The 17,170-nt window shown below is 31.8% G+C and carries 13 protein-coding genes; 6 read left to right on the top strand and 7 right to left on the bottom strand.

The genetic code is table 11. The annotated features are described in order from the left end of the window. Positions 1-50 precede the first annotated feature (50 nt). The 7 genes from HNP99_RS16515 to HNP99_RS16485 form a co-directional block, all read right to left on the bottom strand. Positions 51-674, bottom strand: coding sequence for a hypothetical protein (locus HNP99_RS16515; RefSeq protein WP_173854555.1), 624 nt, complete (start codon positions 672-674; stop codon positions 51-53). 63 nt (positions 675-737) lie between these two features. Then, a complete protein-coding gene (locus HNP99_RS16510; protein ID WP_173854554.1) occupies positions 738-1,451 on the bottom strand; it encodes an SIR2 family NAD-dependent protein deacylase in 714 nt (237 codons plus the stop codon). 158 nt (positions 1,452-1,609) lie between these two features. Next, positions 1,610-2,059 (bottom strand): sigma factor, encoded by a 450-nt coding sequence (locus HNP99_RS16505; protein WP_173854553.1) that lies wholly within the window; start codon positions 2,057-2,059, stop codon positions 1,610-1,612. Between the two features lie 4 nt (positions 2,060-2,063). Continuing rightward, positions 2,064-5,405, bottom strand: a complete 3,342-nt coding sequence (locus HNP99_RS16500) for a UvrD-helicase domain-containing protein (protein WP_173854552.1) — start codon at positions 5,403-5,405, stop codon at positions 2,064-2,066. Positions 5,406-5,407: 2 nt separating this feature from the next. Further along, a complete protein-coding gene (locus HNP99_RS16495) occupies positions 5,408-8,077 on the bottom strand; it encodes a PD-(D/E)XK nuclease family protein (protein ID WP_173854551.1) in 2,670 nt (889 codons plus the stop codon). Between the two features lie 334 nt (positions 8,078-8,411). Beyond that, positions 8,412-8,690: a hypothetical protein gene (locus HNP99_RS16490; protein ID WP_173854550.1), complete on the bottom strand. Its 279-nt coding sequence runs from the start codon at positions 8,688-8,690 to the stop codon at positions 8,412-8,414. Between the two features lie 39 nt (positions 8,691-8,729). After that, positions 8,730-9,761, bottom strand: a complete 1,032-nt coding sequence (locus tag HNP99_RS16485; protein ID WP_173854549.1) for an ATP-binding protein — start codon at positions 9,759-9,761, stop codon at positions 8,730-8,732. Positions 9,762-10,120: 359 nt separating this feature from the next. On the opposite strand from HNP99_RS16485, the gene HNP99_RS16480 reads away from it, so the two are divergent. The 6 genes from HNP99_RS16480 (at position 10,121) to HNP99_RS16455 (ending at position 17,036) form a co-directional block, all read left to right on the top strand. Further along, entirely contained in the window at positions 10,121-10,258 is a 138-nt protein-coding gene (locus HNP99_RS16480; protein WP_173854548.1) for a hypothetical protein, read from the top strand. Positions 10,259-10,286: 28 nt separating this feature from the next. Continuing rightward, positions 10,287-12,584: a glycosyltransferase gene (locus HNP99_RS16475; protein WP_173854547.1), complete on the top strand. Its 2,298-nt coding sequence runs from the start codon at positions 10,287-10,289 to the stop codon at positions 12,582-12,584. After that, positions 12,581-14,002 carry a tyrosine-protein phosphatase gene (locus HNP99_RS16470; protein ID WP_173854546.1) on the top strand — a complete coding sequence of 474 codons (1,422 nt, stop codon included), beginning with the start codon at positions 12,581-12,583 and terminating at the stop codon, positions 14,000-14,002. The genes HNP99_RS16475 and HNP99_RS16470 overlap by 4 nt, the downstream gene beginning before the upstream one ends. Next, positions 13,989-14,954: a methyltransferase gene (locus HNP99_RS16465; RefSeq protein ID WP_173854545.1), complete on the top strand. Its 966-nt coding sequence runs from the start codon at positions 13,989-13,991 to the stop codon at positions 14,952-14,954. The genes HNP99_RS16470 and HNP99_RS16465 overlap by 14 nt, the downstream gene beginning before the upstream one ends. Further along, on the top strand, positions 14,951-15,652 hold the full coding sequence (locus HNP99_RS16460; protein WP_173854544.1) for a WG repeat-containing protein: 702 nt from the start codon (positions 14,951-14,953) through the stop codon (positions 15,650-15,652). The genes HNP99_RS16465 and HNP99_RS16460 overlap by 4 nt, the downstream gene beginning before the upstream one ends. A gap of 484 nt (positions 15,653-16,136) precedes the next feature. Further along, positions 16,137-17,036 (top strand): helix-turn-helix transcriptional regulator, encoded by a 900-nt coding sequence (locus HNP99_RS16455; protein WP_173854543.1) that lies wholly within the window; start codon positions 16,137-16,139, stop codon positions 17,034-17,036. Positions 17,037-17,170 lie beyond the last annotated feature (134 nt).

Below are 17,170 nucleotides of genomic sequence, written 5' to 3'. Positions count from 1 at the left end.
TATTTTTACCCATCGTTATTTGAATTTTGCAACTCTAAATTACGATTATTTTAAGAAGCCATTAATTTGGCTTCTTTTTTTATCGGACAACAATGCCCTAAAATGATATTTTTTAAATTAGTTTGACCCCAACCTATATTACCGACAAAGCTTGGAAACCAAAGTAGATTTGTTATAAAAATATTTTTATCTTTTAAACTCGAATGCGATTTGGAAATGAAATTTTTTAACGAATACTTTTGCTTCGTATTTTGATCATAAGCAGAACTCATCTTTCCTTTGTACTTTACCATAACATCATTCGCGGTAAATGTAATTCCTGAATTGGTATGTGATTTTAATTCAATATTTAACAACAACGATTTAAAATTAACTTCCTTTTTGGTCTGATTATGTTCTATTTCATATTTTTGGTGTTCACCATTAAAGTACTTATGAGGACAAAAGACACTATATGAGTAGTTCTCTAAATTCATCCATATTACAAGATCAATATCTTCAGGATCCTCCCCAATTGCTTTAAAATTAGGTTTAATTAAAATCGTTCCATTTATTTCATTTTTATTCTGAAATTCATTTTTAAAAGCTGTTTCCAATAGAATCGCAGCTCTATATTCTTCTGACCCTATACCTGATATTACTTCTTCTCCTATAATTTTAATTATAACACTCATTTAATCTTTTTTTTAATTTGAATAAAACTTAAATTTATCATTCATAAATACTTAATCCATTCTCTAAACCTTTCCCATCCTCAAAGTATCATACACAATCTGCATCCCATCAGTAGCTTTCTCATTGATATAATGAATAGAACGCTCCCTATGTACTTCCATTTCATTTGCCTTTGGGTCAACAATAACCATTTGACTACCAAAGGGCACATAATTTGGAAGAGAATTAGCAGGATAAACTAATAATGAAGTTCCTACTACAATGCAGATAGAACAACTTACAACCTCTTTAATTGCGTTATCTAATATTTCAGCATCCAAAGCTTCTCCAAACCAAACAACATCTGGACGCAACTGATTATTTTCATCACACATTTCTCCTAAAAGAATATCCTTTTCCCAATCATAGCGTAATTTACCATTAACAGAAGAACGTGCTTTCATCAATTCGCCATGCAAATGAATCACTCTAGTAGAACCAGCTCGTCCATGCAAATCATCAACATTCTGGGTGATCACGACGACCTCATATTGTTCTTCTAGTTTTACAATTAATTTGTGGGCTAAATTAGGTTGTGCTACTATGCATTGTCTTCTCCTTTGATTGTAAAAATCCAACACCAAGGAAGGATTATTGGACCAAGCTTGAGGTGTACATATAGCTTCTATTTTATGATTTTCCCAAAGTCCATCTTTAGAACCCCTAAAAGTTTGTAGCCCGCTTTCAGCTGATATACCTGCTCCTGTAAAAAATACAATTTTTGGCTTTTGTGTCATTATTAGTATTATTAGCTATAAAATCTAGACGTTTAAACTTAAATTATCGTTATCAAGACTTTCTTTATTTTTATTTAAATAGTTACTAAATTCGTCTTGCTCCTTCCTAATTTCCCTGTCTTTTTTATCAGCTATTTCTTGAATAGATAATTGAGTCTTCACTTTTTCTTCAGGTTCATGATACTTTTCCCAAATTTTGACATAGAGCCCAAAACGGGATGTTTAGGCAATCGTACTATTTTTTGCTCAGTCAAAGCTTGTGCGAGATAGTTTCGGATGGACCGATCCAAATAATAGCGAAATGTAACTTCGTGAGTTACATCAAAACACTTTGCCGAATTAATCAATGCCAAGTTACCTTCATTAATTAGGTCTTGAAAAGAAACGCCTTTGTCTACAAACTCCGATGCAATTGAAACTACAAAATGTAGATTCGCTCTAACCAATTTCTCGTGTGCTTTTTGATCGCCCGTTTTGATCAATAAAATTAATTCTATTTCTTCTGTATCAGTAAGTGAAGTGAATTTTTCAATTTGCTGTAAATAATTGTTTACAGCAACTTCTTCTTCCGTTTCACTTTGCTTTTTATTTATTTCTAATTTTCTCATATCTTTATTGTATTTCAACTAGTATACCTTGCACCACATAATAAATAAGTTTTTTTAATACCGGTTTATTGAATTTTTGGATAAGCATTTCCGAATAGTGGTCTAATTGTCCGCTGTATTTTCCGGCATAGAAATCAGAACCAAAAGTGAAAATTTCTTCTTTTTTTCCTGGAAACGATTTGTAATCAATTAAAATTAATCCTTCTGCCGTTTCTAATACTAAATCTGCCTCTCCCCTAACGCAAAAATCATTTCCTAATTGTTCCAAATGAATTTCGGGATACTCTTCTACCACATCAAAATTAGCTTGAATAAACTGATTAAAATGCCCTATATTTTCTAAAAAAGAGGTTTCATCAATTCCAAGAGAGTTGTTTTGATTTAAAAGTGAAATGATGCTACTAATAGCTTCCTTTTTGCGGGAATAAAGCATATGGTGCAATACATTTCCTAAAACTTCTGGTACCGCTTTTTTAAATTTTAATCGATCGTGTACTTCTGCAATAGGTAGAATTTCACTTTTAGCAAGACCAGCACTCTGACTTGGTGAAATATAAAAAGGTTTGTCTTGCATTACCGCTATTGATTTATCAAAATACAACACTTCATCAAAGCTTGGTACAGTTGTTCTTTTTTCTTCAAATATAAACTGCTGATACTGAAAAGCGTTATTGGTATCGAATAAATCTAAAGTAATTGAAGCAGAATTACTAAGTGATTTCGACTCAAAACTACTTTCCCAATTAAAATTAGAAAACGTACGCTCACCCCAAGACAAATTTTTGTTTGTATTTGAACTAAAAATTAAACAATCCCTAGATCGTGTAATTCCAACGTATAGCAATCGCTTCTTTTCGTTCAAAGTAGCATTAAAAATCATTTGGTAATTCTCAGTATTCTTCAATTCCTCCATTAATTCCTCATTTGGACTTTTAGCCGTACCAAAAGGCCAAAATAGAAATTCGATATACCGATTGCACAATGGTTGAGTCAAATTTAAATCCCCAGACTGTTTAATCCTTGATTTGAAAAAGTCCTTTCTAAAAAATTCACTATCTGCAAAATAATCTTTTTCTAAATCACCTAAGATTACAACGGACCATTCCAGTCCTTTCGATTTATGATAGGTCATTAATTGTATTGCATCTTCATCTGTCGTAAGTGCCTGTTGATTATAGGCTGAATTTTTTTCAATAAAATCAATAAACCCCAGCAAACTACTGCCTAGATTACTTTTTAAGCAACTGTCCTCGTACTCTTCAGCAATCGTTATGAAGCGTAATAAATTAGCTCTTCTTAGTTGATGATTTCCAAAATTTGTAAGCTCTTGAAAGTAATTAAATTCATTGATGATAAAGTTGATCGCATAAAAAACAGAAAAACCTTTGATATGCTCTTTGAACTGCACAATCTTTTCGTTAAAACTAGTATCCTTTAGCCAGTAAGTTTTAAAATCACTCTCGATTTCAGTTTCTTTCGATAACAGAAAATCAAAACGGTTTTGGAATAACTCTTCTGTAGTTCCCGTAAATCCAGTTAAAATTGCCATTTCAGCATTAGCCAATGAACTCGATGGTTCCATTAGCAGGGAGATACTATTTTTGAAGAAACGATACTCGATGGTTTCAAGTAAACCCTCTGTTGCTGCATTAACTTTCAATCCTTGCTCTAATAAACTTTTTGATAGCCCTTGAACATTTATATTAGTTCCAAACAAAACGCAAATATCCGAACCTCTTAGTCTTCGATGATTCGAAATTGACTTATCGAATATAAATATTTCCTGTTCCAACAGATTTTTAATCTGACAAGATAACTGGTTGTTGTATTTATCATTACTTGCACTTTTAAAATTGCCTTTAGCAGCATTTTCCAAAAAATTCCAAAATTGCAAACTATTTGCACCCTGTATATCTTGCGATTGATTGCGTGCAGGAAACAATGAAATAGTCTCTACCCCTGTCATGGGATGAATTGAAACTTGTTCCTTCCAAGCGGCAAACAATTCTGAGTTTTCTTTTCCTAATAATTGATTTCGATCTTCAATATATATTTCGGACAGTTGTTGTGAGAGACTTTGAGAAAATACATTATTGGTAAAACCTACTAATTCTGGAGAAGAACGCCAGGACATTTTGAGCATTTCTACTTTTAAATTATCATTGTTTTGCTTAGAAAACTTTTTCATTATCTCATCAATCAATACAGGATCAGAACCTCTAAAGCCGTATATAGCTTGTTTCGGATCACCTACCCAATACGATTGTCCTACTAAATTGGAAAGTTGTATAAATATTGAAAGTTGTATAGGGTTACAATCTTGAAATTCGTCTACCATTACCAATTGTACCGTATGTTGTATTTCCTTTTTAACTTGTTCATTATTTAATAATTCCAAAAAATGGACTTCCATATCGGTAAAATCGACATAACCACTATCTTGTTTATACCCTTGATATTTTTGAATACTACGAGCAGTAAGGTCAAAAATTAGTTGAATATATTCAATGTATTTTACTTGTAAAACGAACGCTTTTGAAAAATCAAATTCCAATAATTGTTCTCGACTTGACAGATATTTGGCTGCACCAAAAGCAGCAACAATCGTTTTAAAATATCTATCTATTGACTGTAAATCAGAAACCGTCAATTCCTTCTTTATAAATCTAGAAAGCTCTAATTGCAGCTCTACAGCCTTCGCATAATTTTGATTGCTTACAGGGTTCTCTGCCAATACAGTACTATTGTGCTCAAAAATTGATTGAATTTCAGTTGATGAAATAGTACCCCTAAAAATAGATTTTGCTTGTGAAATAGACTGATTTAAACTCCGAGGATCATTCGCTAAGTCGATTTGATTAATCAAACATTTATCTACCAAACTTTTCACATCCGTTTGCCATTGATTAGGATTGAATGATGAAAATAGTCCAGTAGTAAAATTAAATTCGCTACAAAGAGAATTGATCTTAAGTAATTCTTGTTCGGTAGGCACCAATGCAATCGAACTTGCAAAAAATGAATCTTTTTGATTATCTGATATTTCCTGAATTTCAGGCGAAAGTCCTAAAATGTACCAGTATTTTTTTACGAACTGATATCCCACTGAATCTATTGTACCAATAAAAGCTTCATTTAATTGTTGTGCTTCGTCAAACATTTGATGTTCCAACAACCTCGTCTGAGCTCTTTCTTTAATTTCATTTGCTGCTTTTTTTGTAAAAGTGGTAAACAATACTTGATTGGCTTGTCCAGGATGAGCTTGTACCCATTTTAATAATTTTTCAGTAAGTGTATGTGTTTTTCCACTACCTGCTCCGGCGTATATGAACGTAATATTTCTCATAATTAATTCAGTTGTCCTTTAAAAAGTTTTAAATCCGAATAGGGTTGTACTTTTTTCATTTTTCTATCTTCAAGTAATTCTATTTTTCCTGAGGCAGCGTGGTAATGCAATTCATCAAGTGGAAATCCCTCGCCAGTTTCAATCAATCCTTCACTAAATTCTTTCCAACGAACTGCTAATGATGTATTAATTTTTTCTAGAACAATAGCATTTGAAAAATCACAATTAACTACTAATACATTTTGTCCTGATAATTGTTTCGTTGATAGAAATTTATTTTGATTAAAAAGAAAATAACCACAAGAATTAGCATCCACACTCTGCATTGCAGCAGCATATAAACTCAACTGTATAGCTTCTTCGGTTTCTATCTTTTCCTTGTATTTTTTATCAGACAAAGTCCACTTCATATCGACTATAAAAGGTTTTCCATTCTCGTCTTCCAAAACAAGGTCAATAAAACCAATAATATGCATATTTAATTCAGCAATAAAACAATCGCCTTCTTTGGCTAATGGTTGTTCACAAGAAATTATTTTGAAATTGTTTTCGTTGATTAGTTGAACCAAACTCTGAAAAGATTCTATAAATTGCTTTTTAAACAAAGACAATTCAAAACGGCTTTCATCCTGCATAAAAAACATTCCTTCTTCTTGAATAATTTTTTGAAAATTACTTGTAACTTCCTCTTCAGAAAATTGAATTGGATAAATATTCTTCTCTTTTGCAGATAATAACAATTGCTCTACAACTCTATGGGCAATATTTCCTTTCAGTTGATTATCCTCTGGTATACTTGCGATTGCGGTAGGTCTTAGCTTCAACACATAATTTATTACCCAGTCAAAAGGATATTGGATCAAGCTTTCTATACTCGATGCGCTTTCAATTGAACGCTTTGCGAAATTTTTAGCACAATCGATTTTAACGTAGGTGGTGGCTTGTGGTAACTTAAGCAGTTTGTTTTTAACTAGCGATCCAGCATCTAAAAAGCTGCTATCTATTTTCTTTAAATCAGTAATAGTATTAATTTTAAGAACAATACTATTGTGGAAATCTTTGAAAAAAGTTTCCAATCGAATATGAAAAGGATGTTTCTCTATTGCGCTCGAACCAACATAACATAAAATCAACTGATTGTCAATCGATTGAAAGCCTCGTATTTGTTGTTCAAAATATAATTCTTTAGCACTATTATAGTACGTTGAATGCTCTTTCAAAAAAGAAACTTCTTCAGACAATAAAAATTGTGCTTCATTTTTGGGTATCGGATTATCATAAAAATCCAAGTGAATTACCGTCTTTTTACAAGGAGAAACTATTTGACTATAATCATTCACACAAGTTACACTGCCTTCTTGTCTGTGGTAGTTCAAAAACGTTTTTGGCTTATAAATTTGTTGAAAAGCTTTAACCACATTGGCCAACAATTGTTCTTCTTTTATCAGATCCAAAGTATCCGTACACATTTGATGAATGTATAAAAACTGTTCTGCCAAATCTTGATCAGTGATGCTATGCACTAACTTTAAGCTCCATTTTTGAAGGTATTGTAAAATACTAATTGCTTTTTGAATTGCTTTTGAATTATCCATTTTTTCAAAATTCAAAAACAATTCCACAATTTTGGTCTTTTCTTTAGTTGATTTTTTATCCGAATCAGCAATAAAATCAGCAATAATGGTATTCCAATGATCATTACCAATACCGGGCTTTTCAGAAAAGCAACGCAATAATTGCTTTTTCAATTCATAAGGTAATGGAGAATATTTTGCTTGTAAAAAGGATAGAAAGGTATGCACATTAAAATCGCCCGTAAAAGCTGGAATAATCAATTTGAATAATTGTATGATCTGGGGCTGCGCATTATTTTGAAGCGAACCCGAAGCCGGTTTGTCAAAGGATAATAAACTATAATCAAAATTTACATTATCGTGAGATAGGAACAAATGCTGATCAGAATCTGCCCAATAAGCCATTGCATCATTTAATTCTTGTTGAGTGGTAAATTCCAGAAGAATCAAGCTCTTGTCTTCTTGAAAAGTAGTCAAATTAGACCTATTTTCAATTGAAACTCCGGCAAAACTTTTGGCGAGACAATCTTGAAATAAAGATAAATTGGTTCTTTTTTCAACCGGAATAATAACTTTATTATTTTGTATTACAATGGATTCTAAAAGAGAAAACACTCTTTGCAAATACAAAGGCAGTAATGATATCGTATCTACAACAATCAGTTCTTCCAAATACAATTGCGCTACATTTACAGGTTTTAATTGTTCTATAACCAAATCCCAGCGGTCTATTGTTCCAATGAAATTATTTTCGAACAATCGAAACGACTTTTCAACTTTAGCTAAACTATTTAATCGCTGCGGTTGATTTACTGCTTCGTAATTCCAACCAAAAGAAAGTAAGATGTCGCGATAGCTCAATAATTTTTCTGCTACTTTATATTTGTTGGTTCGAAGTGATTCAGAATAAAAGGAGCCTTCCTCGTGCTCCGTTAATGCCTCTAGATAAGATTTCAACCTAGTTTGTTGACTAGGAAATTTTTGATAAAGCCCCAGTTCTCTTTCCAAAAATAATAATAAACCCAAACTCCCTATAGTTGGTAAATCATTTTCAGTAAAAACGGGAGCATCAAATGAAGTTGAAAAAAGGTGTTTCATATTTTTATTTATAAAAAAGTAAATAGCTAGAGTAAGCTGCAGCCAGAAAAATATTGATTTAAAATAGACAACAAATCAACATCTCAATTTAGTAAGAATATACTAAACAAATATAAGAATGTTTTAGTAACTAATTCAAAATTTAAACTAGTGAAAATGAAATAAACATTTTCTATTTGAAGAATCTAAACAATAGATCATTTTTTTGAATATGCATTTATTTTCATTATGAAATAGCAGTTGCCGTGACAGTTGTACTAAGACTTTTGAAAATATACATCTAGACTTACCCTTGTTTTAATGGATGATGCGCGGTGACAAAGCATGAATTAGACTAAGTCTTCGGGTTCACAGAATCCTTATTTTTCCAATTATTTAGAGTTTTTTCATTTATCGTATCTCCAAGTGAATTAAAATGTTTTACTGCCTCTTTCCTTCCATCAAACTCTTCTACTGCCCATTTTTGTAGTTCAAACTTATACCCTTCTATCATTTGTTTAGTTGTGAGTTTTCTATTAAAATTAAATGATTCTTCGAGATTCTTATCTACTGGAGAATGGTATTTTTTAAATTCATTTTTAGCATATTCAAAAGCATTTGTAACAATTAACAATTCTTTAATTTGTTCGTCAAATAAATTAAAATCATAAAACTATTTCCAATTTTTCATAGTTCCTTGTCCTAATCCTAATGCTTTTTCAGCTTTGCTAATTGATCCATATTTAAAGTTACTCCATGCCTTAACTTGTTTCTTAAATTTCCTTTCCAATTCTTTCATCAAAGTATTTTCTGTAATTCTAAAAACACTTAACTCATTGTCGTTAATTGTTTGTATCTGTGTTTTTGTGGAAAAATCATCGATTACACTTTTTACAATTTCATTTTCTGTGATTTCAATTATTTTTCTGGATTCTTTATAATGATAAATTCTATAATTAAAATATAAACATGCCAACTTATCTAGATCTCTGAATCCTCCTTCAAAACCAGGGGATTTATCTTCTAAAAATTTTTGAAGTTTTGTGTTCGCTGGAAATGATGCGAATGCCTCATAATCTTTTAATGCCTCAAATTTCATTTTTCTCCATGTTTCCTTAAAATCTTTTTGAATGGTCGAGTTATCAGTTTTATAAGAAGGAAATTCTATAACTAATTGACTAATTCTGTCCCACATTATACCTATTAAATGCTTCCCATCTTCTCGTAATTCATCAGCAGGTTTATTTGAAGTGAAAATTATTCTTAAACTTATATTCTTTTCATAACCAAACTTTCCATTAGTTGTTGAAAGAGCTTGAAACAATGATTTTTCAAGTTCATCATTTATTTCATCAATATCATCAATGACGAGAGTTTTAAATTCATTTTCTTCAAAAAGCTTATTAAGGTCATAATTTTTACAAAAGCTTTTTGCCTCTACAAAATTTAATCCCTCTAAGCATTTTTCTTCAAGTTTATCTTTATAAGTTTCTTGAAGCTCTTTTATTGTTTTTTCAATATAAAAACGTTTCCCAACTCCCCTATCGCCAATAACTATCAAACTAAACATTCCTGGGTTTATTAAAAATACCGCAAGCTTTTTCAAAGCAATTTCTCTTTTATTTTCCATTTCAATCAAATTTAAGGTCAAATATTTTACAAACATTAGGAGTAAATTTTCACTAATAAATAAATTTAATGTCATTTATTTTACATTTGCTCTAGAAATTAAAACAACCATAATTATGACAACTAAATTTCTAGATTACAAAAAATCTGAACATTTCTTACACAGTCAATGGGATCGAACGATTGATAACCAACTTCTTTATAAAATACTTCCTTTTGTTGACTGTACTTTATGTGAAAAAGATGTTGTTTTTGTTATGCCATCATTTCTAAAAAAGAAACATGTAGTTAAAAGTGATAAACTGTGTTTAATAATAATTATAAAACATAAATTGTTAATCACGGCATATTGGTGTGACCATCCAAATTACCTATTTAACAAACAGGAAGTAGCTCATTATCAAATTTTATATTAATCCATTAAAAACAAAAAACATGTCTAAAAAACCGAATCACATAGCCGATATTAAAAATCCAAACACTGGAACCAAAGGAACAAACAGTACTTTTGACAAAAATCAATGCAATAGAGGAAAACAAATAAACCCAAATACGAAACCCAAAAGCAATTAACCCTACCTTCAACTCAAATAATAACAGCATGCACATCCTTAAAATAATACATGGTTACCCACCAAATTACAATGCCGGCTCTGAAGTCTATAGTCAATCTATTTGTAACGAACTTGCCAAGAGCAACAAAGTGACTGTTTTCACTAGAGAAGAAAATCCATATGCGAAAGATTTCACCATTCGAAAAGAAGAAATAAATGAAAATCTAGTTTTTTATTATGCCAATAATCCCCAAGGAAAAGATGGCTATAGACATAGTCAATTGGATACTAATTTCGCCGATTTAATCCATGAAATTAATCCAGATATTGCTCATATTGGCCATTTAAATCACCTTTCGACAGGTATTATTGACGAATTAAATAAAGTTAACATTCCTATTATTTTCACATTGCATGACTTTTGGTTAATGTGTCCAAGAGGTCAGTTTTTGACCCGAAGCATTGAAAAAGAAGATAATTTTCAGCTTTGTTCTGGTCAAGAAGATAAAAAGTGTGCCAGCGATTGCTATGAAGTTTATTTTAGCGGAAAAGAAGAAGAGCGTACAGCAGATACCGAAAACTGGACTAGTTGGATCCGTAATCGAATGAAAGAAACCAAAGCCATAATTGATAAAGTAGATCTGTTTATCGCGCCATCAAACTATTTGCGAGACCGATTCATAAAAGATTTTGAAATTCCTGAGGACAAAATAATCTATTTGGACTATGGGTTTCCAGTGGAATATTTAACCCAAACTGAAAAATCTAAAGAAAAGACCAATTATACTTTTGGGTATATCGGTACCCATATTCCCGCTAAAGGAATCAACTTATTGATCGAAGCTTTTTCTAGAATTGAAGCTACAGCTACGCTTAAAATATTTGGTAGAGACAGCGGTCAAAGCACAAAAGCGCTAAAACAACTTTCAAAATTATCTCCTAACCCAGTAGAATTTCATGGAGAGTATATCAATCATAATTTGGCAAATGATGTATTTTCAAACATTGATTGTATTGTAGTACCATCCATTTGGGCCGAAAATTCACCCTTGGTAATTCATGAAGCACAATCATGCAAAGTTCCGGTAATTACAGCTGATTTTGGCGGAATGAAAGAATATGTAAACCATAAAGTAAATGGATTATTATTTGAACATAGAAACGCAAATTCGCTTCAAGAACAAATGGAATTTGCAATTGACAATGCAGAAATGATGAAAGTTTTTGGCAACAAAGGCTACCTACACACCAATGACGGTAGTGTTCCAGACATTGCAAAACATTGTACCAATCTTGAAGAGATATATAATAGCTTTACGAGTCCTAGTAATTTATGGCGAATTACCATTGATACAAACCCTGAAGATTGTAATTTGAAATGCATCATGTGTGAAGAACACAGTCCATACAGCGATTTCATTCCGAATCTTTTTAAAGAAACGGGCGTAAAACGTCGAAGAATGAAATTTGAAACGGTCGAAAGCATTTTTGACCAAGCTAAGAAATTAGGAGTTTCCGAAATAATCCCCTCCACAATGGGAGAGCCTTTGCTATACAAAGAATTTGATAAACTTTTTGAACTTTCAAGCCAACATAATATAAAAATCAACCTAACAACCAATGGAACATTTCCCAAGAAAACGGTTCTAGAATGGGCGAAATTAATTGTACCCAACACCACCGATATTAAAATAAGCTGGAATGGTGCTACTAAGGAAACATCTGAGAAAATAATGATTGGTTTTGATTTTGAAAAAACAATTTCAAATATTCAAGAATTCATTAAATATAGAGATTCTTATTTTATAGAAACTGGCTATTTCTGCCGTGTTACATTGCAACTAACCTTTATGCAAAACAACATGCATGAATTGGCTGACATCATAAAACTAGCCGCTAGTTTAGGAGTTGACAGAGTAAAAGGACATCAACTTTGGGCTCACTTCGATGAGATAAAATCACTCTCAATGAAAGCATCTTCCCAATCTATCAAACAATGGAATCAATATGTAAAAGAAGCGTTTGCAGCTCAGGAAAAATATCTAAAACCAAATGGGGAAAAAGTTATTCTTGAAAATATAATTCCTTTGCAAGAAAACGAAAATCAAGATGTTCCAGAAGAATACGAATGTCCTTTTCTGACCAAAGAACTTTGGATTTCGGCCACTGGTAAGATCTCACCTTGTTGCGCTCCTGATAATTTAAGAAAAGAATTGGGCGATTTTGGAACAATTGAACAGTTTTCTATTGAAGAAGTATTGAAAAGTGATACTTACACAGAACTAGTTTCCAACTATAAATCAAAACCACTTTGCAAAACCTGTAACATGCGCAAACCACAATGAAACAAATTGAAATAATAAACAAACTGAAAGCAATATTACTTGCGAACACTCAAATAGAAACAGCTTTTCTTTACGGTTCTTTTGCTCGAAAAACACCATCTGCAAATTCTGATATTGACATTGCCACAGTAACAACATCTGGTTTTGAGGTCAGCCATTTAATTAGGGAAATAGAATCTCAATTTTCTGATGAATTACTTAAAGTTTTAAAAGTAGCTTTAAGATATAAAATTGTCCTGTACTTCAACGAATTACCAAAAGTAGAAATTGCTTTTAGCAGCAATTTAACCGAAAACAATCGAAATTATTTAGGTTCTGAGATTCCATTAGAACTTATTCAAAGCAGCGTTTTATTCGATAAATCAAATACAGCTGTAGCTCACTTTCGAGAAATAATAAAAAATAAAATTGGCATTACTTCTGAAGACAAAAAAAACTTAATAGACAAGTTTATTTATGAATTTGAAAGCAGCTCTAATGCACACAAACGAAGTGATGGATATCAATTTTATTTTTTCTATAACATTGCTTTACATACTGCAGTTCAATTAAATCATTTATCGAAAGGCGAAGCAAAATTTAATTTCCTCCCAAAAAACTTCATTATAGAAGTTCTAAACAAGGAAGAACAAAACGATTTTTACGCCATTAAAGGAACTCTTTTTCTTCCAGAGGCCAACAAACAAAAAAGAAAATTACTTGACTTTTTCTATGGAGCTATCCAAAACACAAGTCCTAGAGAAGAACAAGATGAAATACAGCGCATATGCGAAGCTATCTATAAACGGGACTTTCTATGGAATTTTAGAGACATTAGTAAATTCAATTCCAAAATAAAAAGTGGCCTGATTTATAGAACGGCTACAATGACCTTATTCCAAGAAGAATCTTTTTTTAACGACTTTATTAGAGAGAAAAACATAAAATCAGTAATCGACCTAAGAGCAGATAGAGAGGTACTAGAAAACAGTTATACCACGGCAAGTTTAAAAAATTTGAACTGGATACATACTCCTTTTGACCCATGGAATCAATCGATTGACTTTCAAGCCACGCATCATCAAGGTACTAATATTGAAATTGCTTACCGTTTTTTTGGTATTGAATGTAAAGATTCGATCAAACTAGCAATCGAAGCAATCTTAAATGAAGATAACGCAACGGCAATACATTGTCATGCGGGAAAAGATAGAACAGGTATTATCATTACAATGCTACATTTGTTGTCGGGAGCAGAATTAGACACGATATATACTGACTATTTGGCGACTGAAATGGACACTAAAAAAGAATATTTGGATATTATTCTTGATATCATAACAAATGAAGGTGGAATCGAGAAATATCTTTTGTCTTGCACTATAAATCAATCGCAAATCCAACAATTAAAAAACAAAATTTTAAATGGAAACAACTAGTTTTTTAAAATCCTTTTTTACAGAACATTGGAAATACATGGCGGTAAATACAGCATGCAAATTAAATTTGTTTGATGCAATTCTCAACAATAAAATTAGCTCCAAAGAATTAGCAGAACAATTAAATTTGAACAAAAACTCACTTCAATTACTATTAAATGCATTAACATCCATCCACTTTTTAGAAATAAAGGACGGATATTATTCCTTGAATGAAGTTTCCTTTCAATTAACAGAGAATCACCCGCAGAGCTTGAAATATGCATCAATGATTTGGGCCGATGAACACTTAACGGCCTGGCAAAATTTAGACTATTCTATAAAAACAGGCACATCATCTTTCACCAATTTATCTGCTGATAATTATTTTGATTACCTAAATAAACACCCTGAAAAATTAGATCATTACCACAAAGCGATGTTTGAATACGCGAGAGACGATTATACTAATTTGCCATTAAAAATCAACTTTAAACAACACAAGTCGATTGTGGATGTTGGCGGTGGTTATGGCGCAGCAATTTCGATGATTAAAGAAAATTGCCCTGAAGTTAACTGCGCTCTATTTGATTTAAAAAAAGTTATTGAAAATTGCAATTTATCAAATATCAACTTAATTGAAGGTAACTTCTTCTCCTCTATTCCAGAAGGCTTTGATGCAATACTGCTATCCAGAATATTACATGATTGGAATGATGAAAAAGCACATACAATACTAGCAAATTGCCACACTGCTTTACCCAAAAACGGAACTTTATATCTAATTGAAAACTGTTCTGATTTAATTTCAATAGATCTATCCTTGCTTTCTCTAAACATGCTCGCAATGTGTGAAAGCTATGAACGCCCCTTAAGCGCATACCAAAATCTTTGCACCATCGCAGGCTTTAGTTTTCTAAAAACTATTAAATTAAACAACTTACAAACCATCATAATCTTTATAAAATCATGAATTGGAAAGACATAACGGTATCTGATGACACAACCCATTTTCTAATTGAAGGGAACACTGTTTTCGATAGACGCTTTAGTGAAGTTTTAAAATTTCACAGTCCGGGAATTGCCCCCGTAAAAGATAATACGGGAGCATTCCATATTGATACTAGTGGGAAAGATCTGTATTCTCAAAGGTACTCCAGAACTTTCGGGTTCTATTGCAATCGAGCATCAGTAGTAAGCGATACTTTTTGGTTCCATATTGATGGAAAAGGAAAACGAATTAATCAAAAACAGTATTCTTGGACAGGAAATTTCCAAGAAAACATTTGCACCGTTCGAGATGGTTCTAATAATTATTTTCATATTAACACCAATGGAAATAGGCTCTACAATGAAAATTACCGTTACGCAGGTGATTTTAAAGACGGAATGGCATGTGTAAAATTAGAAAATGGTTACTTCAAACACATCGACAAAAATGGCGTTTTCATTAACGATAAACAATATAGAGACTTAGGTGTTTTTCATAAAAATTACGCTACCGCAAAAGATGAAAAAGGATGGTTTCACATTGATAAAAAAGGTATTGAATTATACCAAAATAGATATCAATTGATCGAACCTTTTTACAATGGCTTTGCACTGGTAACCTCAGAAGAAAATCAGAAAAGCATAATTGATGAAAATGGAATTACGTTGCTTATTGTTTAGTTGCAAAATATTTTATTTTTATTGCTGGCAAATAGTATCACACAATATAATCCATGTCCAGCAAAATACTGTAACAATTTAAACAACACCCAAAATCAATTCTTATTTCTTTTGATGCACAAACAATAGTTCCTTTTACAAATTCAGTCCTGCTCTACTCTATATCTTTGCTTTTATTAAAAAAAAAAAGCAAAGGTAATTGCGAGAGCAATTTAACGATCAGGCCTCATTTTTTAAGTTTATTTTTCAAAGAACCACTCCACCCCCTCCTGCTTATAATCACGTTTCTGCTAACCAAGATTTACTTAATTTCAAAATTTTGCTAGCCATCAAAAGTTGCCTCCCTAACTAGCCAATCAAAAAAGTGATGGTAAGTACATCATAAGTTGGGTAGTATCAATACTATATTTAACCTAATTAATAATTTACTCTGCCGTTAATCGGCAGACGAATGCTTTATCTTTGAAAAATAAATCAAAGTACTATGTCAAAGTTAATCTTTTTTAAACGCTATCTCTACATCATAGACCGCTTGAGAAGTCATCCTTCTAGTTTTACAGAATTGCAAGAATATGTAATGAATAAATTTTCAAAAGCAGATATTAAAACCGATTTCGAATATTCAGTCCGCACTTTTGAAAGAGACAAAAAAGATATCCAGAAGCTTTTCGGAATTATAATTCAGTACGACCGTAAAGACAAAAGCTATTGTATTGACGAAGAAGAAATTGAAGACCAATCCGTAACCCGAATGATGGATGCGTTTTCAATTCATCACGCTTTACAAGAAGGAAATAAATTTTCTCCCAGTGTCTTTCTCGAAAAACGAAAATCATTAGGTACAGAGCACATTCACGGTATTATTCACGCCATTCAAAATCGGTTTATCCTAAAATTCACCCACCAAAAACATTGGGATGATGATATAACTGAACGTAAGGTCTATCCCATTGCTATCAAAGAATCGCAACAACGATGGTATTTGATCGCTTTGGACAAAAAAGATGAACATATAAAAACTTTTGGATTAGATCGTATTTCCAATTTAAACATCACCGATACCAAGTTCAAACCCATTTCTTACAATGTCGAAAAAGAGTTTAAAGATGCTTTTGGTGTAGAGACCTATGAACCAGTGCAGAAAATTGTTTTAGAATTTTCTTGGAAACAAGGAAATTACATCAAGAGTTTTCCGCTTCACGAATCCCAACATATTTTAGAAGAAAATAAGAAAAGGGTTTTGATTGAAATTTACATTCATCCTACCCATCATATTATTATGGAAATTTTAAAATTGGGTTCAGATGTAAAAGTAATTGAACCTCTTTTTTTACAAAATGAAGTAAAAAAGTGTATTGCCGAAATGGGGAAATTGTATAAATAAATGGAATCCTTTACCGCCATAGATTTTGAAACAGCCCAAGGTTTTCGCTCAAGTATTTGTCAAGTGAGTTTGGTTCGAATGGAGAATGAAAATATAATTATTTATAAATCAAACCGACATACCTTGTTTTCTTA

The organism is Flavobacterium gelidicaeli, from assembly GCF_013294005.1.
In the GTDB taxonomy this organism is placed as follows: Bacteria; Bacteroidota; Bacteroidia; order Flavobacteriales; family Flavobacteriaceae; genus Flavobacterium.
The sequence above is the reverse complement of the archived record's forward strand: the minus strand, read 5'-3'. Positions and strand labels throughout refer to the sequence as shown.